We start from the raw sequence: 25,126 nt of genomic DNA, 5'->3' as shown, positions 1-25,126 counted from the left end.
CGTTCATGAAACAAGACCTTGCTGCCATAAAAGACCTGCTGGATAACCGCTATGAAAAATACAACCAACCTGATTTCATACCCAACGATCCGGTTTCCATTCCTCATCGTTTTTCTAAGAAGCAAGATATAGAGATCAGTGGTTTTTTTGCTGCGATTCTGGCATGGGGGCAACGCAAAACTATTATACAAAACTGCCTCAGGCTTATGGCACTCATGGATAATGCTCCTCATGAATTTATGGTGCAGCACCAGGAGCAGGATCTGACTCGATTTTTAGGGTTTAAACACCGCACCTTCAACGATACAGATCTGCTGTACCTGTTATACTTTTTTCAGCAGTATTACCGCCAGCACGATAGCCTGGAGAAGGCATTTACCGGAGAAAATAATGAGGTAAAGTCGCAGCGGGAAAGATTAATTCATTTTCATGATACCATTTTCAGCTTAGAAGAGGCACCTCATCGCACTAAAAAGCATATTTCCACGCCTGCCCGAAAATCGGCTTGTAAGCGCCTAAACATGTACCTGCGCTGGATGGTGCGCAAAGACGACAAGGGCGTTGATTTTGGTTTCTGGAATACGATGCAGATGTCGGACCTGGTTTGCCCCTGCGATGTGCATGTGGAGCGTGTCGGACGCAGGCTTGGCCTCATTACCCGCAAAGGCATGGACTGGCAAACTGCCGAAGAATTAACCGATCACCTACGCGCATTTGATCCGCTGGACCCGGTAAAGTATGATTACGCTTTATTCGGTTTAGGAGTAGAGGAGAAGTTTTAGGAGCAGTATAGCATGAAAACAACTACTTTAAGTTACCCTAATCGGCTTTTTAAAATGGATTTTCCGACACAATATGAAAATGAACACAGCTTCTTAAAAAGGAGCTACCTGTTTAAAGTAGCTCCTTTTTTATGGTGTAATACATACTGAAACAGTGTTTATCTGCTTGCACTCGTATTGGTAGTGCCAAACTGTATCCAGTCCAGCACCATCAGGTCGCCATCTTTTACTTTGTCATTCTTAAAGACGAAGAACAGCTGCTGCATACCATTCTGGCCTGACACCTGCGCTGTTACCTGCCTCCATTCCCTGTTTTCCGGAGTAGGGTTAACAGCGGCTGCACCTAATAACTTACCTGTCGGGGAACCTGCTCTTACTTCTATGGTGCCACCATTTCTTGGCGCCATTACATTAAAAGTGAGCAGGTTGATGCCGGACAAATCTATAGCCTTGAAGGCAATGTAAGAACCGTTTTTAATGCTGCTCACAAACGAAGGCCCGTCGCCGTGCGGACTTTGCTGCCCTACATTTTTAAAGGAATCGAAGCTTTCGGCCTGCACCCTTGGATTTCGCAGGTAAACTACCTGACTGCCGGTGAGTGGGCCTGTGATTTTATCTCCTTTGTCGGTATACCTGGCTGATAGGATATAGGTGCCGGAACCGCTACCGCCTACATGTTCTGTTAAGGTATAGGAGCCGGACAGTGGCAGGCTCTGCTGACCATCACCCAGGGAAAGGATGTACTTTACCATTTCAGCGGTTTCTGCTTCTGTGTGCTGCGGATGAGCCGCCATCATGGTTTGCCCCCAGTTGCCGTTGCCACCGGTTACAATTTTCTTCGCTAGCATTGCAACTGCACCGGTGTTGCCTTTGTACCGCTCCGCTACAGCCACATAACTCGGGCCAATAGATTTTTTGTCCAGCGCATGGCAGGATTTGCAGTCGCTGTTATCAATCAGGTTTTTGCCTTTGATATACCTGGCTGAAACGCCGCTATTCTGGCTGTTGGAAGTAAGCAGCGCCAGGTCTTTACCTTCTGCCAAGTAATCTATGGCAAACTGCACCTGGCTTGGCGCAATTCCCTTGTTGAGCTGTCCGTCTTCTTTATCCTGCACCTGCACACTATAGTGAAGGGTGCGGTTATCAAAATAGAAGCTTCTGTTGCCGTTGATGTTGATGGTTACCTGTGGAATTTCATTCCCTACTTTTATCTCAATTTCGGCGCTAGCCTTGTCCCCGCTACCGTCTGTTACAGTGAGTTTAGGCCTGTACACGCCTGGCTTAGTATAGGTAAAGGTTGGCTCTGCATCTGTGGATTCTTCGCCTGCGCCGGAGTTCCAGTGGTATTTCAGCTCATCGTCCTTGTCATAATCGAACGATTCCTTACCAGAGAGCTTAACCTTAAAAGGAGCAGCTCCTACTGCTTTGTCGGCTTTTATCTGGGCCACAGGTTGCCTGTTCCCCTCTGCATACTCAATCCGTACCAGCTCTGCATCCGGGTTTCGGGAGAAGTAGTTGGCTCCGTACTGCAGCACATACATCGCGCCGTCGCGGCCAAACTTCATATCGATGGGGTGGGCAAACTTCTGGCTTGCCAGGAATGGCTCGATCTTCTGGAGATTACCCTCATCGTCAAAGGTAAGTACCTTTATCCAATCCCGTGCCCACTCATAAATGAACATTTTATTGTTGTAGTACTTCGGAAACCTGTTGCGTGACTTTTTGTAGTCATCCTGATAGTAGAAAGGGCCTGCCATAGCTGCACGGGAGCCGGTGCCGAGCATTGGGAACTCTTCAGAGGCGTCGTAAGGATACCAGATCATGGCTGGCTGAGCAGGAGGCAGTACTTTGGAACCGTAATTGTTGGGAGACTCATTTACCGGCCTTTTCGGATTGAATCTTGCACCTACCTGGTTTGTCTCGAAATTGAAATCGGCATACGCTTTATTGTTACCTACGAAATAAGGCCAGCCAAAATTACCGGCGCTTCTGGCCTGGTTCCACTCGTCCTGGCTTTTTGGTCCGCGTTCTGTAGCTACGCCACCATCAGGACCCACATCTCCCCAATATACAAAGCCTCTTTTGTCAACGGTCATACGATAGGCGTTGCGAGCTCCCATCACATAAATTTCCGGTCGCCCTTGTGAACCGTCTTTTGGAAACAGGTTGCCTTGCGGGATGGAGTAGGAGCCATCTTTGTTTACTTTAATGCGGAGTATCTTGCCCCTTAGGTCATGGGTATTGCCGGAAGATTTCTGTGCATCGAACGGACCACGGCCCGGGCGCTCGTCAATCGGTGTAAAACCATCTGATTCTTTGGAGCTGGTATTGTCGCCGGTGGTCAGGTACAGATAGCCATCCGGCCCGAAGTATACGTTTCCGGCTGAGTGGCAGCATGTCTCGCGCTGTACGGGTACCTGCAGCACGACTTTCTCTGAGCGCATAATCAGGCTGTCGCCACGAAGCAACTTGAAGCGGGAAAGGTTCTGAACGGCCTTATCTCCAACAGGAGAGTAATAGAGGTAGATATAGTTGTTCCGGTCAAAGTCGGGGTCCAGTTCCAGGCCCAGCAAGCCATCTTCGTAGTTCCCCTCCGTATGCACATCCAGGGTAGCAACTAACTTGGTTTCTTTTTTGGCAGGATCATAAAGCTTCACATTCCCGAGCCGTTCTATAAAGAGCACACGGCCATCGCTCATCACTTCCATTTCGATTGGCTCGTGCAGGTAAGTATCGAGCACTACCTGCAGGAAACGGTTGTCTTCCGGCATGCGTTCCGTAGAAGCCTGGTGGTAGTTAAGGGCAGAGCCGCCTAATGTATACTTAATGCCAGCAAAGATGTGCCTGAGGAAATTCTCGTTCCGGTAGCTTTCTGCGGTACCGCCGGCGCGGGTATAGAACATGCGCCCGCCATTGTACTCCCGGTACCAGGACAGGGGCTGCTTGTCGCCTGCCCGTGCCACCACCTGTACTCCGGGGTTGCTGGCGTGAAGCGTAATCGGCGCGTCGTTTTGTTTCCAGGAAGCTGGCAAGCCTTCTGTTAGTTCTTCTCTTCCTTCCTGCAACTGAAAGGTAAGCTCTGTTTCTGCAGCCAGACTGTCTGCCTGTTTAGTAAAAGAAGCGCCCAGCATCTGGTTGTACCAGGGCCATTGGTAGGTAGAGCTTCCGGCTGCATGCACTCCTACAAAACCTCCGCCTGCCTGCACAAAACGCTCAAAATCATTCTGCTGCCAGGTATCCAGTACATCCTGCGAGGTATTCACAAACACAACAGCGCCATAGTGCTGCAGGGAGTCCTCGGTGAAGTAGCTGCTATTTGTGGTCGTGTCGGCTGTCATGCCATGGCTTGTGGCATAGGCTAACAGTGCCTTCAAAGCCTGGTCAGAAACCTGCTGGCTTGTTTTGTTTTTAGAGAAGATAAGAATTCTCTCTTCTTTTTTCCCTGAGCAGCCAAGCGTGAACAGAAAGAGCAGGCTGAGGATTAAAGAGGAGCTAAGGTTATAAGGGCGTTTTAAGCTCATTTGGTTTTAGATATAAAGGGCAATAATATAGTAATATACAATGTAAATACTATTTTACTCAAGCCTTTTTTTGTAAATGAGCAATTACTTGCCAGCCAGCTTAAAGCAAAAAGTGTTTACAGGCTACAGTGTTTCGGTAAACTAAAACAGGATTTGTTCAGGCTGGCAAATTGCCAATAATTGTTTGTGATAGTATAGTACTATTTTAACCTTTTTACTTAAGTTTTTATTGTTTGCTTAAATACCGGTTGCCTTTTATGCGCCTGCTTCAACAGCTATTTTAAGTACAATCTTGCGTACTACTGTTTCTGTTACCATGGCAGCATGGGCATCATCCGGATAAAAAATAGTGAAAGAACCTGCTGGTACATCAAACCAGTTCTTCGTTTTATCCGAAAAGAAGGCTGCGTCTCTTTCTGCTGTATATGGATCGTTAGGAGCTTCGCAAAGCGCCAAGTCTTTCCAGCCCATGTGATCGGTGCCGGATACGATATACTGTATATCAATGTATTTGCGGTGCACTTCCAGCTTTGCTTCTGATTCGGGCACGCCCGTTCCTTCCGAAATAATGGCAAACAGGTTACGCCCCTCAATTTCCAACTGACCTAGTGGTAAAGTAGTCAGGTCGGATTCCTGCAAAAACTGAAAAGCTTTTGCAAAGCGGGGATGAAGGCTGTAGTAGCGGGTAGCGTTTTGTAGTTTATCTAGTATCACTTTCTTGAATTTTAGAAGCCCAATTTACGAGTTTGAGCTTCAGAAGCCAATACGTGGCCAGGAAAGCTGATTAAACACAAGCTTGCCTGGCTTTAGAAAAGCAGGGCACTATGCTTCTTCGCTCCCGAACAAGGGGAAAAAAAGATAGTGCCCCGTTTAATTATTAAATAGTCGGCTTACCGCCTGTAACAGGCACGGTGGCTCCGGAAATATAGCTGGAATCCTGCGACGCCAGCAGTACATATACCGGAGCCAGTTCGGCTGGCTGTCCCGGACGCCCCATAGGTACATTTTTCCCAAACTCCTTCACTTGCTCTTCCGGCATGGTAGACGGAATCAGTGGTGTCCATATTGGCCCTGGCGCCACACAATTTACCCGTATGCCTTTTTCAGCCAGCAATTGCGCCAGGTTAGCTGTAAAATTCTGGATAGCGCCTTTGGTAGCGGCATAAGCCAGCAGCGTAGGCGTAGGCTGGTAGGCATTTACTGATGTTGTATTCACGATGGTGCTGCCCGGTTTCATGTGCGGCTCTGCTGCCTTGCAAAGGTAGAACATCGCATAAATATTGGTGCGGAAAGTATGATCCCACTCCTCGCTTGGTATTTGCTGCAGCGACTCACGTGACATCTGAAAGGCCGCATTGTTTACCAGAATATCGATCTGGCCGAACTCCTCCACTGCACGTTGCACTATGGTTTTACAGTGTTCCTCTTCGCTAATATCGCCAGCTACCAGCACAGCTTTTCTTCCGGCTTCTTCTATATACTTAGCCGTTTCTTTGGCATCCTTGTCTTCGCTTAAATACGAGATAAGTACATCTGCACCTTCACGGGCAAAGGCAATGGCTACAGCCCTTCCGATACCGGAATCGCCACCTGTAATAATAGCTTTTCTGCCAGTTAATTTTCCGGAGCCTTTATAAGACTCTTCCCCATGATCGGCCTTTGGCTGCATGTCGGCCTCTGTGCCAGGCACCTCTTGCTTCTGCTCCGGGAAAGGCGGCTGATCGTACTGTTCCTTTGGATCCTGTTGTGCTTTGTTTTCCTGTTCTTCCATAGTTTTTTAGCGTATTTAATTTATTTCTTTCATCAGCACCGGGCTGACTGCTCATGTAAACAAGGTTCTTTACCTGAATGGTTACTGTAAAGAGCTTTATTAACTACGGTAGTACCTGTACTTAAGATAATGTTTAAGCATTAATTTAACGCAAAGCTATGGCGGAAGGAAGTATTGGCGGGTGTAAGGTAATTGTTTGAATGCCAGTATGGTATAAAAAGTTGATCAGGATAAAGGGTACTTTAGAAGAGAATTGGTATAAAGTAGTGCCGATGCGGGCCTGTAGCGAACGAAACGTATACCAAAACTTGTTATGAAAATGGCTAATTTTGCCATAAACTAAAATACAACATTGATCTATCCAGAAAACTTTGAAATAAAAATCGGGTTTACGCAGGTGCGTGAGATGCTCTCAGAACTATGTCTGAGTCCATTAGGACGCCAGTTCGTAAACCGCATGCAGTTTCTGAACAGGCATGACCTGGTGCAGCGACTGCTACAACAGACAGATGAATTTAGACAACTGCTGGAGTCTGAGGCAGAGATTCCGTTGCAGCATTACTTCGATGTTTCTGCTTACCTGGACAGAGCAGCTATACAGGGTGCTTACCTGGATGTAGTGGCATTTTATGAGATTAAAATGTCGTTGCGCACCATCCGCGACTCCCTGCGCTTTATTTCCGGAGCAGAAGAAGGCAAATATGAGGCGTTAAAGGCTTTAGGAACCAACGTAACCGTGGAGCGTTCGCTTATTGCCGCTTTAGATAAAGTTGTAGATGATACCGGCGTTGTGCGGGACGATGCTACGCCTGAGCTGCAAAGGCTTAAGCGCGATTTAATCTCTCAGCAGGGTATTCTGCGCAAGCAGATTCAGTCGATCATCAGGCATGCGAAGAATGAAGGCTGGACCCCTGCCGATGCAGAACCAACAATACGGGGTGGCCGTTTGGTGATTCCTGTTATTACAGAGTACAAGCGTCGCGTAAAAGGCCTTATTCATGACGAGTCGAGTACCGGGCTAACAGTATTTATTGAGCCTGAGTCTATCTTTGAGCTGAATAACGATATAAAAGACCTGGAGAATGCCTACCATCGTGAGCTGGTGCGTATCCTGATTGGGCTTACCAATACCTTACGCAACTATATACCGGAACTCAGGAAAGCTTATCATTACCTGGGCCTGCTGGACTTTATCAGGGCGAAGGCAGCCTTTGCACGTCGTATCGATGCCACTATGCCGCAGCTGCATAAGTTTCCCCATATCCAGTGGAAGGAAGTGTTGCACCCGTTGCTATACCTTTCACACAAGCAATTAGGAAAAAGCACAGTTCCCATGAACCTGAAGCTAGACCGGGAGCAACGCATGCTGCTTATTTCTGGTCCGAATGCCGGTGGTAAGTCAGTAAGTCTCAAAACGGTAGGCCTGGTGCAGTATATGCTGCAGTGTGGCTTGTTAATTCCGGCGGCAGATGGATCGGAGGGAGGTATTTTCCAGGATATCTTTATTGATATCGGGGATGAGCAATCCATTGAGAACGACCTGAGTACTTATAGTTCGCACCTCACCAACATGAAAAAGTTTGTGACCGTGGCCGATAGCAAAAGCCTGGTGCTGATAGATGAATTTGGTACAGGTACCGAGCCGGTTTTAGGTGGGGCCATAGCAGAGGCTGTTTTGCAAACCCTGAACTATAGTAAGGTGTACGGCGTCATTACCACGCACTATACCAACCTGAAGAACTTTGCAGAACGCACGCCGGGCATTGTGAACGGTGCCATGCGCTACGACCATAAAAACCTGCAGCCGCTTTATCAACTGGAAATAGGAAAACCGGGTTCTTCGTTTGCCATTGAGATTGCCCGTAAAATAGGTCTGCCAAAGCAGATCGTGGACAAAGCCAGCAGCCTGGTAGGGAAAGACAAGATCCGGTACGACCGCCTGCTTGAGGAACTGGAAACCGAGAAGCAGGAGCTGGAGAAGAAACTAAGTTCTGTGGCTGCCCAGGAGCGTAAACTGAAGGCATCGGTAAAAGAATATACCGATCTGAAGAATTATCTCGAAGACAGCAAGCAGGACGTACTGCGCGAAGCCAAAGGCAAAGCGAAACTCTTGTTGAAAGATGCTAATCAGAAAATTGAAGCTACAATTCAGCAGATCAAGCAGAGCCAGGCAGAGAAAGAGCAGACGAAACAAGCAAGACGCGAACTGGAAGAATTTGCCAACGAGGTACGCAAAGAAGAACCAAGACCTGCCTTCAGGCGCTCTGTTAGCGGTGGTGCTTTAAAAGAAGGCGATAATGTTTCTTTGATCGGGCAGGATTCTGTGGGCAAGATTGTGAGCCTGAAAGGTAAGAATGCCGAAGTTATGTTTGGTGGCTTAAAAACGTATGTTAAAGTGGATAACCTGGAGAGGGTGGAAGGACAGGTATCTACTAAGCAGAAGAAAGCTAAAGTAGAAGCGGTGGCCAGTGGCGGTTATTCTCAAGGCATGAACATGACACAGCGCATGGCTGATTTCACTACAACGCTTGATATTCGCGGTGAATATGCAGAAGATGCCTTAACCAGAGTCATGAACTTCACAGATGAGGCCATTATGTTGGGCATACCTGAGATTAAGATCATACATGGCCGTGGCAACGGTATTCTGCGCCAGGTAGTAAGGGATTATCTTTATTCGGTGAAGGAAGTGGCCAGCATTGGCAACGAAGCTGAAGAAAGAGGCGGTGATGGTGCTACACTGGCAGTGCTGAAGTAACAACTGAACTATTATTTAAACAGCAAAGGCTCCTATTATAGGAGCCTTTGCTGTTTATTTACCTTGCAGTTTATCTTTTGAAGCGAATTTCAATTTTCTCGATATCTAATTCTATTCCTTCCTCTTCGCCCTCAAGTTCTACCGGAAAATCATCTTTGTCCATTTCCAGGTATAGTTCTGTATCTGTCAGGCGATTGATTTTTGCAGTGAATTCTTCGGAGGTGCCTTTGGCGAAAATGATACTTTGCTGGTTGTTGGCAAATTCCCAGGTTGTATTGCCGCCCTCACCGTCAACCATCACATTGGCAGTGCCATTATCTTCAAATTTGAACTTCCAGGTACTGAAGTCAAACATTTCGTTAAAAATATCCTCATACTCCGGGAAAAGCTCTATAAGAAGTGCAATGTCCATGTTGTCAATTAAAATTGTTTCTGCGGTCCATTCGCCGGCAGTTAACATGGTTTTGGCAGGATCTGCTATTTCATCATCGTCTTTGTCGCAACTAACAAATGTAAAGGAAAACAGGCAGAGGATAAGCAGGCTTACTAAATGTAATTTTTTCATAGTTTTAAAAGGTTAAAGATTTATAATAAAATAAGATATAATATGCTTTTTTTGTTAGCAATTTATATGCCAATTTTCTATATAAGAGCAGGTTAATGTAATGTTCACTGCAAAAAATTAAAGTTAAAAGATTAATATTAAGTGGCTTGTATACAAAATCACCAGACTCTTCTGCCATAGCATGAGCCTGGTGCCCGGATAAGTTCATTTATCTGTATAAACTTAACCAGGCTTTTCCGTCTTGTGCACTTACCAGGTCATAGCTCGATTCACCTGTTTTAATCACATAATAGCCTTGTGAGATGGTCCATTGGTTCATAGTGGCATTTAAAACAGTATTGTGTGTTTCCGGAATTTCGCCAAGTGTTCCTAAACGGCTAAAAACAATTCTGCCATCGCTTGATAAAGTTGTAGTAGCTGCTGCACCATATTCAAGCTGCAGCGAATTGGTAGAAGGATCAAGAAAAACAAAACCCAGTAAATCATACGTTCTGTTTTGATATACATCATACTGTGGCCAGTAACCTATAAAGTAAAGGTTGGGAAGCGACCGGGTGTTCAGAGCATCTTCCACACCATTTACAGTAAAACCTGTGAGTGAGACCCAATACTCTACACCAAGGTTATAAAATGTACGCGCTGACTGTACGTCTACTTTTACAGGCCTTGCGGCTTCCTGTATGGTGGCTGTAGTGCTATTAATGTTCAGGTTAAATCTATTAGCTGCTGCATTATACTGCACGTTACTGAAGGCTGTAATCGTGATGTCACCGTACACGAAAGGCTCCTGCAGTTGAATGCCATTGGCCGTATAGTTAAAATTGGTGGTAAACATTCGTGCTGCATCACCCTCAAAGTAGTAAATGATCAGTGCCCGGTTTTCATGGTTAATGTTGATGTCAAAAGCTGTGGAGCCGATGGTTAGGCGTTTAAAGTAGGATGTAAACCGGCTGAGGTTGCCGATCGTAGCGGCACTTGCCTGTACATCTGTAATATAGCTGCTCGCCTCTTCCTGAGTGGCTCTGGTAAGTACAAGCTTGCTGCCCATCATGTTGCCTGTCAGAATAATCTGGTCGGGAGAGGCTTCTGTGAACGAAAACTCAAAGTCAGAATAGCGGCCTGCTCCGTAGTCGCCTCCGCTTACAGCTGCATCCGGATCGGAAAGAATGTGCAGGTAAGAATAGGTGTCGAACAGGAGAGAAGGGCGCTGCATGGTTTTAAGCCGGTAGGTGCTTTCCATAGCCGTAGTCGTGCTGCTGTTTATGTCGCTGGACATTACCACCCGGTCGCTCTCGGTGAATTTTAGCACAAAATTATAACCGCCGCCGCCAGCAGGATACAATACTGCTTTCCAGCCGTAAGGTGCTGATGTAAGTTGCGATTTATAGGCTGCCAGTGCTTGAGAGAGTCGTTCTTCTGGTCGTTCTCCGGGGGCAGGCTCTGTGTTTTTATCACAAGCAGTAAGTACGGCAAGCAGTAAGATGCTGATAAGGGCTAATTTTTTCATCTTTCTAAAGCGTATTAATAGCTGTTTGTGTTCTGGTTTGCAGGCTGTAGAAATCAATGTTCCAGGCATCTTTAAAGTACTGTACCACTATCTGTTCTTTCTGCCTGAGCAGTGGCTGTGCTTCAGCCGGGCTGCTATTCACAATAGCATTGAATCCTGCTCGGCCTTCAATCAGCATGATAGAAACCATCTCCACAAAATCTTCATCTGGGTTGCTTCGGGCATATTGCGAAATGAAACCTCTGGCCCGTGCCTCTGCTAAGGAGTAGTCGTTCCAACTGGCCGTATAACCGGTACTGATGGTCCGGTAAGACTGCGGGTACATCACAGTCTGGTGCAGGATGTGTGCAAACTCATGGTGGATAGTGTGGAGCATCTGCCGCACTTCACCTTTAGCCGTTTTGTCAAAATTGTTGATCACGAAAAGGACAACTTTGCGGCCGCCTTCGGCTGTACCCAGCGTTATAGTGCCGTTATCGTTATAAGAGGCACTCCCAACCAATACAAACTGTTTGGGAGACAGCTTTTTAATGAAAGTGGAGCCGCCTTCTGCTTCGTACGGATCAATCCAGGTATACTTAATGGTTTCCATAACCGGGATAACTTTGTCCTCCCGTACAGGTGCCAGCACTCTGTCGAGGGGAACTTCGTAGCGGTCGAAGCGATACTTTACTTCTATGTTATAAGGCACTACGAAATTACTGTGAAGCCATTTATCCAGTTCGCCGGATTCCCAGTTATTCGGGTTGAAGTCGATTTGTGAAATATCTAATTCTTCGTCTTCGGAGCATGATGCTGCCATGGCGGTACACATGAGCAGCAGAAATATTTTTATAAGCTTACGTTTCATCTGAGCTTCTCTGATTTTATCTTGGATTTCGTTGAATACCGGCAAGCGTTGCTTCCTGAGGGATCTGGATGACCCGGCGCAGGTCGCCTGGAGGCAGCGAGAGCACCTGTCCCTCAGCCGTTGGGTGCTGAACAGTAATGCCATGCCGGAGTATATCGAACCAGCGCATTCCTTCCTGCACAAATTCGGCAGCCTTGAAATCGAGTAGTGCTGCTAAAAGTCCCTGCCTGGCGTTGTTGGTGCCGTAGTAGCTGCGAAGCTTGGCATCCGTTATAGCATGGGTGCTGGCGTTGTAGTTCTCGATCCGATTTCTGGCATACATGTTTAGGTCGGCTCTTGCATCTTCTGTACGGTTCAGCTGAATATAAGCTTCAGCTCTGTTAAACAGCACTTCTTCTGCTGTAAATAGCGGAAATATGGTATATGGATAACCTATTTCTGCATTGGGATCGGTACGCACAAAATGTTCTCTGAATTTCAGGATAAGCCAGTGATTATCACCTTGGGTATAAGTAGGAAATACCCACCGCGCACCCGTAACGTTGTTGCTGCGGAAAAGGGCATTCAGAACGGCTGTAGACATGCCGTAACGATAGCGGGCATAATTGCGGGCCCATAGCGAAGCCGTTTCGACAAGCAGCAGGTTCGCATTTTGAGATGCCTGTGTATAAATAGCTAGTCCTTCATTGGCTGTCAGGTTACTGTATACACTAACCCAGGGCCGCAGGTTAGGCTCAATGTTTCCACCTGCGAATACCTGGTTTGCATGATCCACCACTTTCTGATAATCCCGCTTAAATAAATAAAAACGGGCAGCAAAAGCATGGGCAGCGGCTGTGTTAAAATGGTATTTAGGTACCCGATAGGCATTATTGTTGAGCAGGGGCAGACCTGTGGTAAGGTCGTTTTCAATCTGCTCATACACATAAGCCACTGTTCTGCGTTCGTACTGCGCCAGAACCACTTTTTCAGGTTCTGTTACATAAGGTATGCCCGGATCGGTGGCTGCTGTAGCCGGATCGTATACTTTCGAGAACAGCGTCACCAGCATAAAATGTGCATACGCTCTGGCTACCAGGGCTTCGCCCCGCTGTGCAGCATACGGAGCCGGGTCCGGGGCCTGTTCTATGGCTTCTAAAGCATGGTTAGCCGCAGCAATGGCAGCATAGCAGGCATTCCAATAGTTGTCGGGGGAGCCTTGTGCCTTGCTTTGCACATCCTGGAAATAATAAGGATTGCGGTTACGCTCATCTAATATGGCATTCGATACAGGGCCTTTGTCGAGAGCCAGATCAGACATGGCTTCTGTAAAGGTAGCATAGTCGGCTTTAGGATAGGCCGTAGCTAAGAGCTCACTGACGTTCTCTACCGAAGTAAGCTGCGTGCGTTGGTCTACTACCTGGTCCAGGTAATCTTCACAACCAGAGGCCATCACCATACTTCCCAGAAAGGTATAAAATAGTATCTTCTTCATGTTCTTTCTACAGAATTAAAAGCCTGCCTTTAGTGATAAAGTAAACTGACGTGGAATAGGCATGGCCACGCCACCTGAATTGAAAAATTCGGGGTCCTGGCCGTTTAAGCGTTTATCGGCATAAAGCAGTGCGATGTTGTTTGCCACCAGGCTTACGGAAAGGTTGCTCATACCTATGGCGCCGCTGTACCGTTGGGGCAGATTATACCCAAGTGTCACCTGTTTCAGGCGTACAAAATCACCGTTGGCTACACGCTCGGTAGAGTAATTATAGTTATTATAAGGATAGCCGCTTACAATAGAAGCTGAGGAAGCAGAAAGCAAGTCTAATATGGAGGGCACATTGGTTCGGGTTTCATCTCCGGGCATTAACCACCTGTACAGAAAATCATTAGGAAGTGCGTCAAAATCAGAGTAGCTGCTCCTGAAGGAAGGGTTTAACCTGATTTTGTTTCCGCCGCTGTAGGTAACAAGAGCAGAAAGCGTAAAATTTTTGTACTGCAGTGAGTTAAACCAACCTCCTGTGTAAATAGGATCCACCGGACCTTCGTACTTCAGGTACCTGATCTGATCGCTTTGTAGATACACGTTGCCGCCTGTTTCTCCTTCTTCGTTTTTAAACAGGGGATGTCCGGTTTCCGGGTCCAGTCCTTCGAAGCGAATTGAAAAAAGGCCCCTGTATGGATAGCCTTCTCTTGGGCCTCCTTCGGGTATCACGAGCGACCAGATATCCGGATTGCTTTTCAGGTTAGTAATTTTGCCCTGGTTGAAGCCTAATGTAAACTGAGTTCGCAGTTTCAGATCCTGGTTATTCAGGATGCCTCCTCCTAAGGTAGCTTCTATACCATAAGAGCGCATATCAGCATAATTGGCTACTTTGTATTCTTCTCCACCAATACCTGATGTACGGATACGGCCAATCAGGTCGAAGCCGTTACGCATATAGCCATCCACGGTTAACTGCAGCCTTTCATTAAATAAACCTGCATCCAGGCCCACATTCGTTTCATATTGCTTCTCCCAGGTTAACTCTGAATTTTCGAGGTTCTGGATAGTGATTGTGGATTCTACTTCTGTTAAATAAGGCCGGAGGCTGCTGCCACTCTGCAGTACCAGGCTAGAGTTCGTCGCATTGCCCATACTGGCCGTAAGGCCATAAGTGGCACGAAGCGTCAGGCGGTTCACCATGTCCAGGTTCTGCATAAATGGTTCTGTATCAATGTTCCAGGAGCCACTGATGTTCCAGGTTGGCAGCCACCTTGCTGTACGCGACTGCCCTAGCAGGTTAGAGCCATCGTAGCGAACGGTGCCGTTCAGGTTATACTTACCATTATAGGAGTAAGCAGCATTAGCCATGTACGCCAGGAAGCGCTCGTAGCGCAGGTTCATGTTATAATAATTAAAGTTGCCTTCCACACCTTGTTTAATGGCATTAGGATCGATAAAAGGCACACCACCTTTCTGGTACTGGTAACCATAGCCTGTAAACCCTTTATTCATGCGGTCTGCATAGCGCAACTCCTGAGACGCAAATAAGCGCACCTTGTGTACTTCGTTAAAAGTGTTTTCCCAGTCAAGGGTGTTGCGGAGGTAGTAGCTGGTCAGGTTATCGTCGTTGGTGATATAAAAACCACCGTAAGGTAAGACCGTAACAGGTTGTGCTTCCGGATCATCCGGGTCACGGTAAAGAAAGCGGTTCCGGTCCTGGATAGTGGCATCTACGCCGCCGCCGTAAACAGTACCGGCACGGTAGGCCAGCGACATATTTGCGTTTTCTCTTACTTTATGTTCCTGGCCGGTTTTAGCATAGCGTACTGCCCCGGAAAAATTGTAGGTTAAGTTCGGCTTTATTTTATACGACACATCCCCCTGCAGTTTCAGGTCCAGCAGCGAAATATCAAGCGTATTGTTTTCAAGTTCATTCAGGATATTGAAAGGAGCGAAGTTTCTCCTGAAATACTCCAGGTTTCCGTTCTCATCGAAAGGTGTGGTCGTCCGGCTGGTGTTCAATACATAACTGAACGGATTAATGTCAAAATCGCGGCTATACTCTCCTGTTACAGGATTGCTGATACGTGTAACCGTACCGGGAGCCTGCTGGTCGCGGATAGAACCTTGGGCAATCAGTCCGATAGACAGTCTATCACTAACATTAAAATTTGCCCGGGCATTTCCTGTAAAACGCTTCACCTGATCAGCAACCGTCCATCCATTATCCTGCAGGTAGCTGGTAGAAAAGTACATCTGAGACTTTTCGGTACCCGACGAAATGCTCAGCGAGTGTTCCTGCATAAACGAGTTTTTAAAGAGCACATCGAACCAGTCGGTATTGGTACGGGCGTAGCGTTGCAGAAATGCAGCCTTCGCCTGTGGCGAATTCTCAATGCCAAAGCCATCGTTTGCTTCGTTATAGGTATTTACCAGTTCTGCCCATTTGGTATACACCCCGCCGTTCTGGTTTCTGGACACATCGGAGTAGTTCAAAAAGCCTTTGCTTTCCATCTCGAGGTACAGCGCCATCTGATCGGCAGAATTCATGATGTCGAAGTTGCTGTAGCTTGGCTTCAGGTAGGTAGAGTAGTTGCCGGTGTATGAAACAATAGGCTTGCCGATGCGCCCTTTCTTGGTTGTAATTACCACCACGCCGTTCATAGCACGTGCTCCATATAGTGCTGTGGCAGAGGCATCTTTTAGTATTTGGAAGCTTTCTATATCGTTCGGGTTCAAACCTGCCACAGAAGATCCTATTAAGGTGGCAGGGTCGCCTGTCGAGAGTTGCTCGTTGGACACATTTACCACATCTTCTAGAATAATACCATCTACAACCCAAAGCGGTTTGTTATCACCAGTTATAGAAGTAGCACCGCGCACCCTTATTTTAGGAGCCGCGCCGAAAGTGCCCGAAACGTTTTGTACGCTTACGCCTGCCACACGCCCTTCGAGCATGCGGCTAACATCTGTAATACCTTCCCGTAGGGCATCGTCGCCCTTCAGCAAAGCAGCAGAACCCGTAAACATTTTGCGGTCGATGGTTTGGTAGCCTGTTACGACAACTTCCTGTAAAGCATTTTCATTTTCCTGTAAGGTGATATTTATAGTGCTTTGGTTGCCAACTGTTATTTCCCGAGGGGCAAATCCAATCATGGAAAATACCAGCACCGCATTTGCGTTACGAACTCTAATCTGGTAATTACCATTACCATCTGTTACCTGGGCATTGCTGGTACCTTTTTCTAAAACAGTGACTCCGGCCATTGTTTCGCTGGTTCCACCGTTTGCAGCTTGTACGCGCACGGTGCCTTTCACCAATAAGTTTTCCTGCGTAGAAGCTGAACCGGGTTTGCCGTATGCCATAGTGGGGCTTACCACTACAGCCGCGGATAACCCGATGGGCAGTACCAAAAGATACAGCCACTGTATTTTCTTTCGGTAGAAGTTTTCGATCATATAATTCTCATTACCTTGTCTATAAGGTAGTTTTGTCCAACATTTAAGTTAGTAATAAAATAAGAGTTCAGGAAGTATTCTGCTCGAAAAAAGAAGGCAGACAAAGAAGTTTTCGGAACAGCTAAGTTGAAGCCGCCAGATTTGTAATATAGAAGGCTAGTTAAGTGATCTTAAAAAATTATACGGTGCAGCTTTGAAGAGAAAAGCAGGTAGTGGGAGAGTTCAGGAAAAGAGGAACTGTTTTTAATACAGTTCCTCTTTGTGGGGTTATTTTAAATCTATGCGTTTGATATCTGATTCTTTGATGTTGTAGTATTCAGCTACTTCATCATAAGTCAAGAATTGCTCTGAACGCCTTCCTAAAAACTCACCTGGAATTATAATAAAGCGGAAAATTTGATTAGTTAAGTATTGTTCGGTATCGTTGGCTGATAATGTAGTTAAATTGAAATTCCTCTTCAAGTAAATGCCTAATAATTCATGGCTATGGAAGAAATCATATATTAATGTTCCTTGCGATAATAATTTAGTTTGTGGTAAAGGGCTAAATACGGGAATAGTTACATTGTTACTATTTATATATGCAGCTTCAAAACGATAAACTAAGATCACATCAGATTCCTGGACAGTTATGCCAGCTTGAGCTAAAGCTGTTAGATTGATTCCTAATGTGTCATCATCAGCAGTGAAGTTGAAGTCATCTAAATCAAAAACCTGTGCCGTTGTTCCAGTACCAGCTGGTCCGGCTGGTCCCTGTGGCCCTTGTGGTCCGGCAGGGCCTGGTGTACCTTCTGGCCCTTCAGGACCCTCGCACGCTATCTGGCCAACTGCTATAGCCAGGATCATAAAAAACTGTAGGAATCTTTTCATGTTTATTGTGGGTTGAGAGTGATAGTTATGTATTCGAATAGTATAATAGTAAATTTTGCTAATAATTGCTAATAATTAAAAATTAACAGCTACTAATTGAATATTGATTAGCTAAAAGCTGTATATAATATCATCTGTTTATGCCCAGCTTTTATACCGTATTCGGCAAAGGCAGCCCCTATGGTCAGTTTATTCAGGAAAAGTTTGTGCAGTTATTTCTAAGCGATACGTAGCAGCCAATCAGAGGGTAGGGCCAATGAATGTGGAGGCTAAATTTGAACAACAACTACACCTTTAAATTCTAATACTTTTAGGCGAAAAGGTTAGAATTTAATTAGAAATGTTATACGTTGGACTTATAAATAAGATATAGAGCCTGTTACAAAGCGCAAAGGCTTCTGCTTAACAAGCAGAAGCCTTTGCGCTTTGTAACACAGGATGCGGAGCCTAAGGTCTTACGAAATGTGCCTCTGTTTCAACAGTAACTCCGGCAGATCCTTCTAAAGGAACTTTGGTAGCCAGAATTAACTGGTTTTGTGTTATAGTTTTAATTTCAAGATCACCTATCATATCTATGCTGAGTACTTTGCCATTGTTTAAAAGTTGCCAGCGACCACTAATCGTTTGAGGGGTGTTGTTTTCTCTATACGTGGCAATATAGGTGCCGTCGTTATTGAAAGAAAGCGTTAATGTTTTAATATCAGGAAAAACTTCTCTTACTTCAGGTCTGGCCGATACATCCAGGCCCATAGCCATTACAGCAGAACCCTGCCACTCATCGGCTACCAGCATCTGTTCAGTAGAAGGAGTGGCCTCGTCTTCTTTATCTTTTTTACATGAAGTAAAAACAGTTAAAACCAATATTAACTGCAGAAATAAAATTGTATAGTGTTTACGCATAAGACTATTGTTAGAATATAGTCTTTATATCGTAAACCACTATGTTTTGTTTGATGAATTTAAACAGAATAAATAGAATTATCAGAATATAAGGCTTAAATAATGTTAACTTCAGGAGAAAGCCTGATGCCAAACTTTTCTTCAACCGACTGGATGATGTTTTTTGCCAGCTGATAAATCTGGTTTCCGTTGGCACCGCCATAGTTTACCAGCACCAGCGCCTGGTCTTTATGCACACCATAGTTTTCTATTACTTTGCCTTTCCAGCCGCTCTGCTCTATTAGCCAGCCGGCAGGTACTTTTACGGTATCTTGTGAAACAGGATAAGAGGGCAGGGCCGGATAATTCTGTTTTAGTGCCTCAAACTGACCAACAGGTATTTCAGGATTTTTGAAGAAGCTACCGGCATTGCCGATTACTAATGGGTCCGGAAGTTTGCTTTTCCTGATCTGGCAAACGGCTGCACTTATATCCTGTATGGTGGGCGATAATACTTGCATTTCTTCTAAAGTACTTGTAATGGCACCGTAAGAAGTATTAAGCTGATGTGCCTTATGTAGCCTGAAGGTAACAGAAGTAATAATGTATTGGCCTTTGAGCTCATTCTTAAATATACTTTCACGGTATCCGAAGCGGCAAGCCTGCTTGTCAAATACCTTTAGCTCACCTGTCTGTTGGTGCACTGCGTCCAGCTTATAGAATACATCTTTGATTTCTACGCCATAGGCCCCGATATTCTGAAGAGGAGCTGCGCCTACTGTGCCAGGTATTAAGGATAGGTTCTCCAGGCCCCCTACATTTTGCTGTAGGGTATACAGTACGAAATCGTGCCATATTTCTCCACCACCCGCTTTTAGATAAACATGCTCCTCGTCCTCCTTCACTTTCTCAATGCCTTTGATATGGTTTAGCAAAACTAGACCATCAAAATCCTGGGTAAACAATAAATTGCTGCCGCCTCCTACAATCAACTTAGGCTCCTGCTTAAAGTTCGGCATCTGCAGTAACTGCTGTAATTCCTCCAGGCTGTCAAACTGAGCAAAATATTTTGCCTTTACATCAATACCAAATGTATTGTAAGGCTTCAGGGAGAATTGGGACTGAATAAGCATAAACTAAATTTTGCCCAAAGATAGAGATTAGGAGTTAGAAATTTAAAGGGTTAGAACATTAGAAAATCAGTGAATTCCTTAATTAGTAGGAGACAGAGAGGAGAAGTATAACTCGGAAAGCCTAGGAGTTATAGAGTTAAAATAAAACAAATTGATTAATAATGTCTTATAATTAAGACAAAAAGTCACTTTCTCACCTGCTCACTTTCTAAGCCTTTAACTCCTGCTTCTGCTCAATCGTCGAAAAACTTGATGCGCTTTGAAATGGCGATCATTACAAACATAGAAAGCAGGGCAACACCTAGCCAGATAAAAAAGCGGCTATAGTTCTGGAATATTAAGTCTCCGATAAAGAAAAGCGTGGAGTAAACCATTACTACGGCAGATAACCAGGCAACCAGCAAATGGAAGATGCGCGTGCGGGGCTTTGGCAGCTGCAGCGAAATGCGAACAGGCCTCCAGGCGCCATCAGGCTGTATTTTCTGATAAAAGTCCTGCAGTACTCCCGACGGTACTGCCGGTGTTACATAAGTGGCTATGATCCAGGCAAGAGTTGTAAAGCCTACTGTCAGGAAGAAGCTGTTCGGGAATTCCCATGCCAGCACAAACTTAGAAAAGGCATAGGCAATGAATGGCGCAATAGTGGCTACAATTTCACTCCAGGCATTAATGCGCCACCAGTACCAGCGCAAAATCAACACTAAGCCTAAACCTGCGCCTGCTTCCATAATAAAAGCCCAGACACCTGAAATAGATGTAATTTGTGTGGTAATGGCTAGCGAAATGACCATGAGCAGGAAGGTCGTAATACGGGAGGCATTAACGAGTTGTCGCTGGCTTGCATCCTGCTTTACAAAGCGTGCATAAAAGTCGTTGATAATATAACTCGCGCCCCAGTTAAGTTGTGTCGAAACTGTACTCATGTAAGCAGCAAAGAATGCAACTAAAAGTAGTCCTTTCAGGCCGGACGGCAGAAAGTCCTTCATCGCCATTACAAAGCCCAGCTTCTTATCTTCAAGAGATAGCTCCGGGTAAAGTACCACGGCACTCAGGGCCACCAGGATCCAGGGCCAGGGGCGAACACAATAATGGGCTATCTGGAAAAATAAAGTTGCATAAAGGGCATGTTTCTCATTTTTGGTACTCATCATGCGCTGGGCAATATACCCCCCGCCACCCGGCTCGTTGCCCGGGTACCAGCTTGCCCACCACTGCACTGTGGTAAAAGCCAGAAAGGCACCCACCGATAAGGTTAAGGTTTCGGCAATGCCTGTTCCTCCGTCATCGGAGCCTATCTGCGGAAAGTAGTTTAACGACCAGCTTGGCAGTTTTTCCTTTAAACCTGCTATACCGCCTATCTGCTCGGAGCCTACTACCAAATAGGCTAGTACAATACAGCCAAAAATAGCTATGGCAAACTGCACAACGTCTGTTATAGCTACTCCAAGCAAGCCGGATAACGACGAGTAAATAACCACAATAATCATGGCTATGGCAACATATATCAGTTGCTCTGTCCGTGGTACCTCAAAAAACACCTCGATAATAGACATTAAAGCCACATTTACCCAACCTATGATGAGGCTGTTCATAAAGATGCCCAGGTAAATAGCTCTGAAACCTCTTAAAAAAGATGCGGCTTTGCCGGAATAGCGCATTTCGATAAACTCCAGATCTGTAATAATACCTGCCCTGCGCCAGAGCCTGGCAAAGAAGAAGGTTGTTAACAGGCCGCCAAAAAGCATATTCCACCACAGCCAGTTGCCTGAAATACCACTTTTCGCTACCAGCTCGGTTACAGCTAAGGGAGTGTCGGCTGCAAAAGTGGTGGCAACCATAGATGTTCCTGCTATCCACCAGGACAGGTTTCTGCCGCCCAGGAAATAGTTTGCCATTGTGCCACTGGCCTTGCCTGTATAGCTTATACCAATACCTAAAATTAATATGCCAAAAACGGCAATAACAATCCAGTCAATTACGTCGAGGTGCATGCAAAAAGGGGTTAGAGTTTATAGCAAGATACTAATTAGGACAATTGCTGTAGTATATACCTGCACAAAATAATGAATTGAATGTATAGTTAAAAGTTAATTTTAAAAATTATTATTTAAAAGCTTTTACTTTGGTAAAAAAATTGCAAAAGTTAAGTAGTACAATGGCATCTGACAATTTATCTTTTCTGAATTAAAACCTTAGCCGTACCTTTGCAGCTTATCACTATTCAAATGGCAAAATCAGATTCTTCCGGAAATTTTAACATGATTGCTACCACGCTGGCTGGTTTAGAAGAGGTACTGGCAGAAGAGCTTCGGGCACTGGACATGGATTATGTTAAAGTAGCCAATCGTGCTGTTACTTTTTCCGGTAGCCTTCGTCAGCTCTACGAAGCGAACCTTTGGTGCCGTACGGCTATTCGTATTTTAAAGCCATTGCGCAATTTTAAGGCCCGCGACGAAAAGGATCTTTATAACCAGGTTCAGAAAGTGAACTGGTCTGATTACCTGGGCCTGGAGCAAACCTTTGCGATTGATGCTGTTGTAAGTCATTCTACTTTTGAGCATTCCCTATATGTGGCGCAGCTAACAAAAGATGCCATTGTAGATCAGTTCAGAAAAGCAACCGGCGAGCGGCCTTCGGTAGACCGGGTTCGTGCTGATATACGAATCAATCTGCACATGCACGAGAACATGGTGACGCTCTCTCTCGATGCATCGGGTGATTCTCTGCACCGGCGTGGCTATCGCTTACAAACCAACGTAGCTCCGCTGAATGAAGTACTGGCTGCTGGTATTATAGCTTTATCCGGTTGGGATAAAAAGTCCACTTTCATTGATCCTATGTGCGGGTCAGGTACTTTTTTAATCGAAGCCGCTATGATGGCACAAAACATAGCTCCTGGTATTTTCCGCCGCGACCCGTACGGCTTCGAGAACTGGAAAGACTATAATAAAGAGCTTTTTGAGATGGTCTGGCGAACCGCAGAGGCCAAAGAGCGACGGGAACCACAGGCTACAATCATGGGCTACGACATTGACCCAGATTACATTGATGCGGCTTATGCTAATATTGAAAATGCTGGCCTGGAGAATATTATCAAATTAGAAGAGGCAGACTTCTTTAAAACTAAAGCACCGTCTGAAGCCGGTGTGTTGGTTATGAACCCGCCCTACAACGAGCGTATCGTGTCTGATGATATTAACCTGCTCTATAAACAAATAGGAGACACTCTAAAAAACAACTACCAGGGCTTTGATGCCTTTGTGTTTACGGGAAACTTGGATGCTGCCAAACATGTAGGTCTGCGTACTTCCCGCCGCACACCGCTTTATAATGGCGCTATAGATTGCAGGCTGTTGAAGTATGAGTTGTATAGAGGAAGCAGGCGAAATGAAGAGTAGGTTTTACAGAAAATACTATAAAAGACCAAAGGCAGCCCTATCAGAGCTGCCTTTGGTCTTTTATAGTAGATTTAAACATCAGATGCGTCTGATCTGAGCGCCTAAAGCATTCAAGCGTCCATCTATGTTTTGGTAGCCTCTGTCAATTTGCTCTACATTATCGATGATGCTTTTGCCTTCGGCAGAAAGTGCTGCAATAAGCAGGGCAACTCCGGCGCGAATATCAGGAGAGGTCATGCGAATGCCCCGAAGCGGAATGTCTTTGTTCTGACCAATGACTGTAGCCCTGTGTGGGTCGCAAAGAATGATCTGAGCTCCCATGTCGATTAACTTATCAACAAAGAACAGTCGGCTCTCAAACATTTTCTGATGAATGAGCACAGTACCTTTAGCTTGTGTAGCAACTACAAGTGCTACGCTGAGCAGATCGGGAGTTAAGCCTGGCCAGGTATGGTCGGAGATGTTCAGAATACTGCCGTCAATGTAAGTATCTACCTCATACCGGTCCTGCTCCGGAATAAAGATATCGTCGCCTCTGAACTCCATTTTAATCCCCAGGCGCTGGAATGTATCCGGTATCAGGCCAAGCTCAGGTATCTTACAGTCTTTGATGGTAATTTCGGAACCTGTCATGGCTGCCAGACCTATAAAAGAACCGATCTCGATCATGTCGGGCAGCATACGGTGTTCTGTGCCACCTAATTTTTCTACACCTTCAATTACCAGCAGGTTAGAACCTACGCCACTGATGTTGGCTCCCATGCGGTTTAACATACGGCAAAGCTGCTGTATGTAAGGTTCGCAGGCGGCATTGTAGATAGTGGTGGTGCCTTCTGCCAGCACGGCTGCCATTAGAATATTGGCAGTACCAGTTACAGAAGCCTCATCGAGCAGGATATAGGTTCCTTTCAGCCTATCAGCAGATACACTGAAGAAACTCTCGCTGGTTTCATAGCTGAATTTAGCTCCGAGTTTTTCGAACCCGATAAAGTGCGTGTCTAAACGCCTGCGGCCAATTTTATCACCACCTGGCTTCGGCATTTTGGCTTTGCCATAGCGGGCTAGCAGAGGGCCGACAATCATGACAGAACCACGGATAGCACGGCCTTGTTCTACAAAGCTTTCTGTCTCCAGGTAGTCCAGGTTTATATTATCGGCGCGGAAAGTATAAGTATCTGCTGAGACTTTGTCAATCGCAACACCTAAATCTTTAAGAAGCTCAATCAGCTTGTTTACATCCCGAATATCAGGAATATTGGAAATGGTAACGGTTTCAGGGGTAAGTAGAACAGCGCACAAGATTTGCAGTGCCTCGTTTTTTGCCCCCTGCGGGTAAATATCACCTTTAAGTTTATTACCTCCAATTACTTCAAAAGAAGCCATTTATTATTTATTTCGTTGGTTAGAAGTGGTTCTGGTATTTTTTCTGCCGCGGTTTTGCTGTTGCTGGTTACTGCGTTGCTGTTGTTCCTGCTGCGGCTTGCCGTTCGATTCAAACAGGTTGTTGCTTTCTACATAGTTCAGGTCTATGTTCAGTTTTCCTTTCGAAATCTGTCTGATATCCGACAGAATCACATCATCTGTAATGCTGTCTTTGTTATAAGAACGGTATAAAGTTTTCATGAGCTTACCGATTGAGATGATGGCAGCCTCACGCTCCTTGTCATCTTCCAGTTCGGTAGCCCGTTGAATAAGTAATTCTACATTTTTACCATAATGCTTAAAGTTGGGCGTATCCAGCGGATAATCCATTGGCTGTGGTTTATCGTTCAGATATTCCATAGCACTTAGTGGAAAAGGAGAATCTACATCCAGTTTGGAGCCTGACATCACAAAAAGGTGGTTCCAGAGCTTTTGCTGTGCATCCTGAATATCACGCAGCTGTGGGTTAAGCTTCGACATCAGGTTAATGAGCAAGTGTGACAAACGCGTGCGTTCTGCTCTGTCTTCTACTGAAAGAATGTAGTTAACAAGGTCTTGCACGTTTCTGCCATACTCTCGCAGCAGCAAATCTTGTTTAAAGGTGGTACTAGCTTCCATTATATCTTTTTATAAATTCAAAATTAGAAATTAAAAATTAGAAATTACCGTGCACCGTGTGCAATTACGAATTAAGATTAGGGCTATACTGGAAGTAAAGCAGGTAAAGCAGCTATAAAATATAATGACAG

The 25,126-nt window shown here is 45.5% G+C and carries 17 protein-coding genes; 3 read left to right on the top strand and 14 right to left on the bottom strand.

Annotation, left to right across the window (positions count from 1 at the left end):
• Nucleotides 1-5 precede the first annotated feature (5 nt).
• The gene (locus C1N53_RS09980; protein WP_137759168.1) at nt 6-782 is read left to right on the top strand and encodes a TIGR02757 family protein; all 777 of its coding nucleotides are present in this window, start codon (nt 6-8) and stop codon (nt 780-782) included.
• Nucleotides 783-940: 158 nt separating this feature from the next.
• Here C1N53_RS09980 and C1N53_RS09975 read toward each other — a convergent pair whose 3' ends face one another.
• The 3 genes from C1N53_RS09975 to C1N53_RS09965 form a co-directional block, all read right to left on the bottom strand.
• Complete coding sequence (locus tag C1N53_RS09975) at nt 941-4,303, bottom strand: ThuA domain-containing protein (RefSeq protein WP_137759167.1); 3,363 nt, start codon at nt 4,301-4,303, stop codon at nt 941-943.
• A gap of 255 nt (nt 4,304-4,558) precedes the next feature.
• Nucleotides 4,559-5,017 carry a YhcH/YjgK/YiaL family protein gene (locus tag C1N53_RS09970; RefSeq protein ID WP_137759166.1) on the bottom strand — a complete coding sequence of 153 codons (459 nt, stop codon included), beginning with the start codon at nt 5,015-5,017 and terminating at the stop codon, nt 4,559-4,561.
• Nucleotides 5,018-5,180: 163 nt separating this feature from the next.
• Nucleotides 5,181-6,074 carry an SDR family oxidoreductase gene (locus tag C1N53_RS09965; protein ID WP_137759165.1) on the bottom strand — a complete coding sequence of 298 codons (894 nt, stop codon included), beginning with the start codon at nt 6,072-6,074 and terminating at the stop codon, nt 5,181-5,183.
• Between the two features lie 352 nt (nt 6,075-6,426).
• On the opposite strand from C1N53_RS09965, the gene C1N53_RS09960 reads away from it, so the two are divergent.
• Nucleotides 6,427-8,832, top strand: a complete 2,406-nt coding sequence (locus tag C1N53_RS09960; protein WP_137759164.1) for an endonuclease MutS2 — start codon at nt 6,427-6,429, stop codon at nt 8,830-8,832.
• A 70-nt stretch (nt 8,833-8,902) separates the two neighbouring features.
• Here the strand turns inward: C1N53_RS09960 and C1N53_RS09955 are convergent, their stop codons facing one another.
• From C1N53_RS09955 to C1N53_RS09910, 9 genes are all read right to left on the bottom strand, one after another.
• Complete coding sequence (locus C1N53_RS09955) at nt 8,903-9,397, bottom strand: hypothetical protein (protein ID WP_137759163.1); 495 nt, start codon at nt 9,395-9,397, stop codon at nt 8,903-8,905.
• A 208-nt stretch (nt 9,398-9,605) separates the two neighbouring features.
• Nucleotides 9,606-10,904 (bottom strand): DUF4302 domain-containing protein, encoded by a 1,299-nt coding sequence (locus tag C1N53_RS09950; RefSeq protein ID WP_168194005.1) that lies wholly within the window; start codon nt 10,902-10,904, stop codon nt 9,606-9,608.
• A gap of 4 nt (nt 10,905-10,908) precedes the next feature.
• Nucleotides 10,909-11,754, bottom strand: a complete 846-nt coding sequence (locus C1N53_RS09945) for a putative zinc-binding metallopeptidase (protein WP_137759161.1) — start codon at nt 11,752-11,754, stop codon at nt 10,909-10,911.
• Nucleotides 11,755-11,770: 16 nt separating this feature from the next.
• The gene (locus tag C1N53_RS09940) at nt 11,771-13,228 is read right to left on the bottom strand and encodes a RagB/SusD family nutrient uptake outer membrane protein (protein WP_137759160.1); all 1,458 of its coding nucleotides are present in this window, start codon (nt 13,226-13,228) and stop codon (nt 11,771-11,773) included.
• A gap of 15 nt (nt 13,229-13,243) precedes the next feature.
• Complete coding sequence (locus C1N53_RS09935; protein WP_137759159.1) at nt 13,244-16,675, bottom strand: SusC/RagA family TonB-linked outer membrane protein; 3,432 nt, start codon at nt 16,673-16,675, stop codon at nt 13,244-13,246.
• Between the two features lie 267 nt (nt 16,676-16,942).
• Nucleotides 16,943-17,545 carry a collagen-like protein gene (locus C1N53_RS22525; protein WP_168194004.1) on the bottom strand — a complete coding sequence of 201 codons (603 nt, stop codon included), beginning with the start codon at nt 17,543-17,545 and terminating at the stop codon, nt 16,943-16,945.
• 447 nt (nt 17,546-17,992) lie between these two features.
• Nucleotides 17,993-18,445 carry a copper resistance protein NlpE gene (locus C1N53_RS09920; protein ID WP_137759156.1) on the bottom strand — a complete coding sequence of 151 codons (453 nt, stop codon included), beginning with the start codon at nt 18,443-18,445 and terminating at the stop codon, nt 17,993-17,995.
• A 95-nt stretch (nt 18,446-18,540) separates the two neighbouring features.
• Nucleotides 18,541-19,557 (bottom strand): UDP-N-acetylmuramate dehydrogenase, encoded by a 1,017-nt coding sequence (gene murB, locus C1N53_RS09915; protein WP_137759155.1) that lies wholly within the window; start codon nt 19,555-19,557, stop codon nt 18,541-18,543.
• Between the two features lie 233 nt (nt 19,558-19,790).
• Nucleotides 19,791-21,548, bottom strand: a complete 1,758-nt coding sequence (locus C1N53_RS09910) for a sodium:solute symporter family protein (protein ID WP_137759154.1) — start codon at nt 21,546-21,548, stop codon at nt 19,791-19,793.
• 234 nt (nt 21,549-21,782) lie between these two features.
• Between C1N53_RS09910 and C1N53_RS09905 the strand changes: the two genes are divergently transcribed.
• Nucleotides 21,783-22,955, top strand: a complete 1,173-nt coding sequence (locus tag C1N53_RS09905) for a class I SAM-dependent RNA methyltransferase (RefSeq protein WP_137759153.1) — start codon at nt 21,783-21,785, stop codon at nt 22,953-22,955.
• A gap of 78 nt (nt 22,956-23,033) precedes the next feature.
• On the opposite strand, the gene murA is transcribed toward C1N53_RS09905, so the two are convergent.
• Complete coding sequence (gene murA, locus C1N53_RS09900; RefSeq protein ID WP_137759152.1) at nt 23,034-24,338, bottom strand: UDP-N-acetylglucosamine 1-carboxyvinyltransferase; 1,305 nt, start codon at nt 24,336-24,338, stop codon at nt 23,034-23,036.
• 3 nt (nt 24,339-24,341) lie between these two features.
• A complete protein-coding gene (locus C1N53_RS09895) occupies nt 24,342-24,995 on the bottom strand; it encodes a DUF4290 domain-containing protein (protein ID WP_137759151.1) in 654 nt (217 codons plus the stop codon).
• Between the last annotated feature and the right edge of the window lie 131 nt (nt 24,996-25,126).

The organism is Pontibacter sp. SGAir0037, assembly GCF_005491705.1.
Taxonomy (GTDB): Bacteria; Bacteroidota; Bacteroidia; order Cytophagales; family Hymenobacteraceae; genus Pontibacter.
This window is presented reverse-complemented; position numbering and strand designations above follow the sequence as displayed.

What these genes read in the sequence shown, in the direction of transcription:
- C1N53_RS09910 (WP_137759154.1), bottom strand. Translation starts at nt 21,548, where the DNA reads ATGCACCTCGACGTAATTGACTGGATTGTTATTGCCGTTTTTGGCATA.
- C1N53_RS09975 (WP_137759167.1), bottom strand. Translation starts at nt 4,303, where the DNA reads ATGAGCTTAAAACGCCCTTATAACCTTAGCTCCTCTTTAATCCTCAGC.
- C1N53_RS09895 (WP_137759151.1), bottom strand. Translation starts at nt 24,995, where the DNA reads ATGGAAGCTAGTACCACCTTTAAACAAGATTTGCTGCTGCGAGAGTAT.
- C1N53_RS22525 (WP_168194004.1), bottom strand. Translation starts at nt 17,545, where the DNA reads ATGAAAAGATTCCTACAGTTTTTTATGATCCTGGCTATAGCAGTTGGC.
- C1N53_RS09945 (WP_137759161.1), bottom strand. Translation starts at nt 11,754, where the DNA reads ATGAAACGTAAGCTTATAAAAATATTTCTGCTGCTCATGTGTACCGCC.
- murA (WP_137759152.1), bottom strand. Translation starts at nt 24,338, where the DNA reads ATGGCTTCTTTTGAAGTAATTGGAGGTAATAAACTTAAAGGTGATATT.
- C1N53_RS09905 (WP_137759153.1), top strand. Translation starts at nt 21,783, where the DNA reads ATGGCAAAATCAGATTCTTCCGGAAATTTTAACATGATTGCTACCACG.
- murB (WP_137759155.1), bottom strand. Translation starts at nt 19,557, where the DNA reads ATGCTTATTCAGTCCCAATTCTCCCTGAAGCCTTACAATACATTTGGT.
- C1N53_RS09920 (WP_137759156.1), bottom strand. Translation starts at nt 18,445, where the DNA reads ATGCGTAAACACTATACAATTTTATTTCTGCAGTTAATATTGGTTTTA.
- C1N53_RS09980 (WP_137759168.1), top strand. Translation starts at nt 6, where the DNA reads ATGAAACAAGACCTTGCTGCCATAAAAGACCTGCTGGATAACCGCTAT.
- C1N53_RS09940 (WP_137759160.1), bottom strand. Translation starts at nt 13,228, where the DNA reads ATGAAGAAGATACTATTTTATACCTTTCTGGGAAGTATGGTGATGGCC.
- C1N53_RS09935 (WP_137759159.1), bottom strand. Translation starts at nt 16,675, where the DNA reads ATGATCGAAAACTTCTACCGAAAGAAAATACAGTGGCTGTATCTTTTG.
- C1N53_RS09965 (WP_137759165.1), bottom strand. Translation starts at nt 6,074, where the DNA reads ATGGAAGAACAGGAAAACAAAGCACAACAGGATCCAAAGGAACAGTAC.
- C1N53_RS09955 (WP_137759163.1), bottom strand. Translation starts at nt 9,397, where the DNA reads ATGAAAAAATTACATTTAGTAAGCCTGCTTATCCTCTGCCTGTTTTCC.
- C1N53_RS09950 (WP_168194005.1), bottom strand. Translation starts at nt 10,904, where the DNA reads ATGAAAAAATTAGCCCTTATCAGCATCTTACTGCTTGCCGTACTTACT.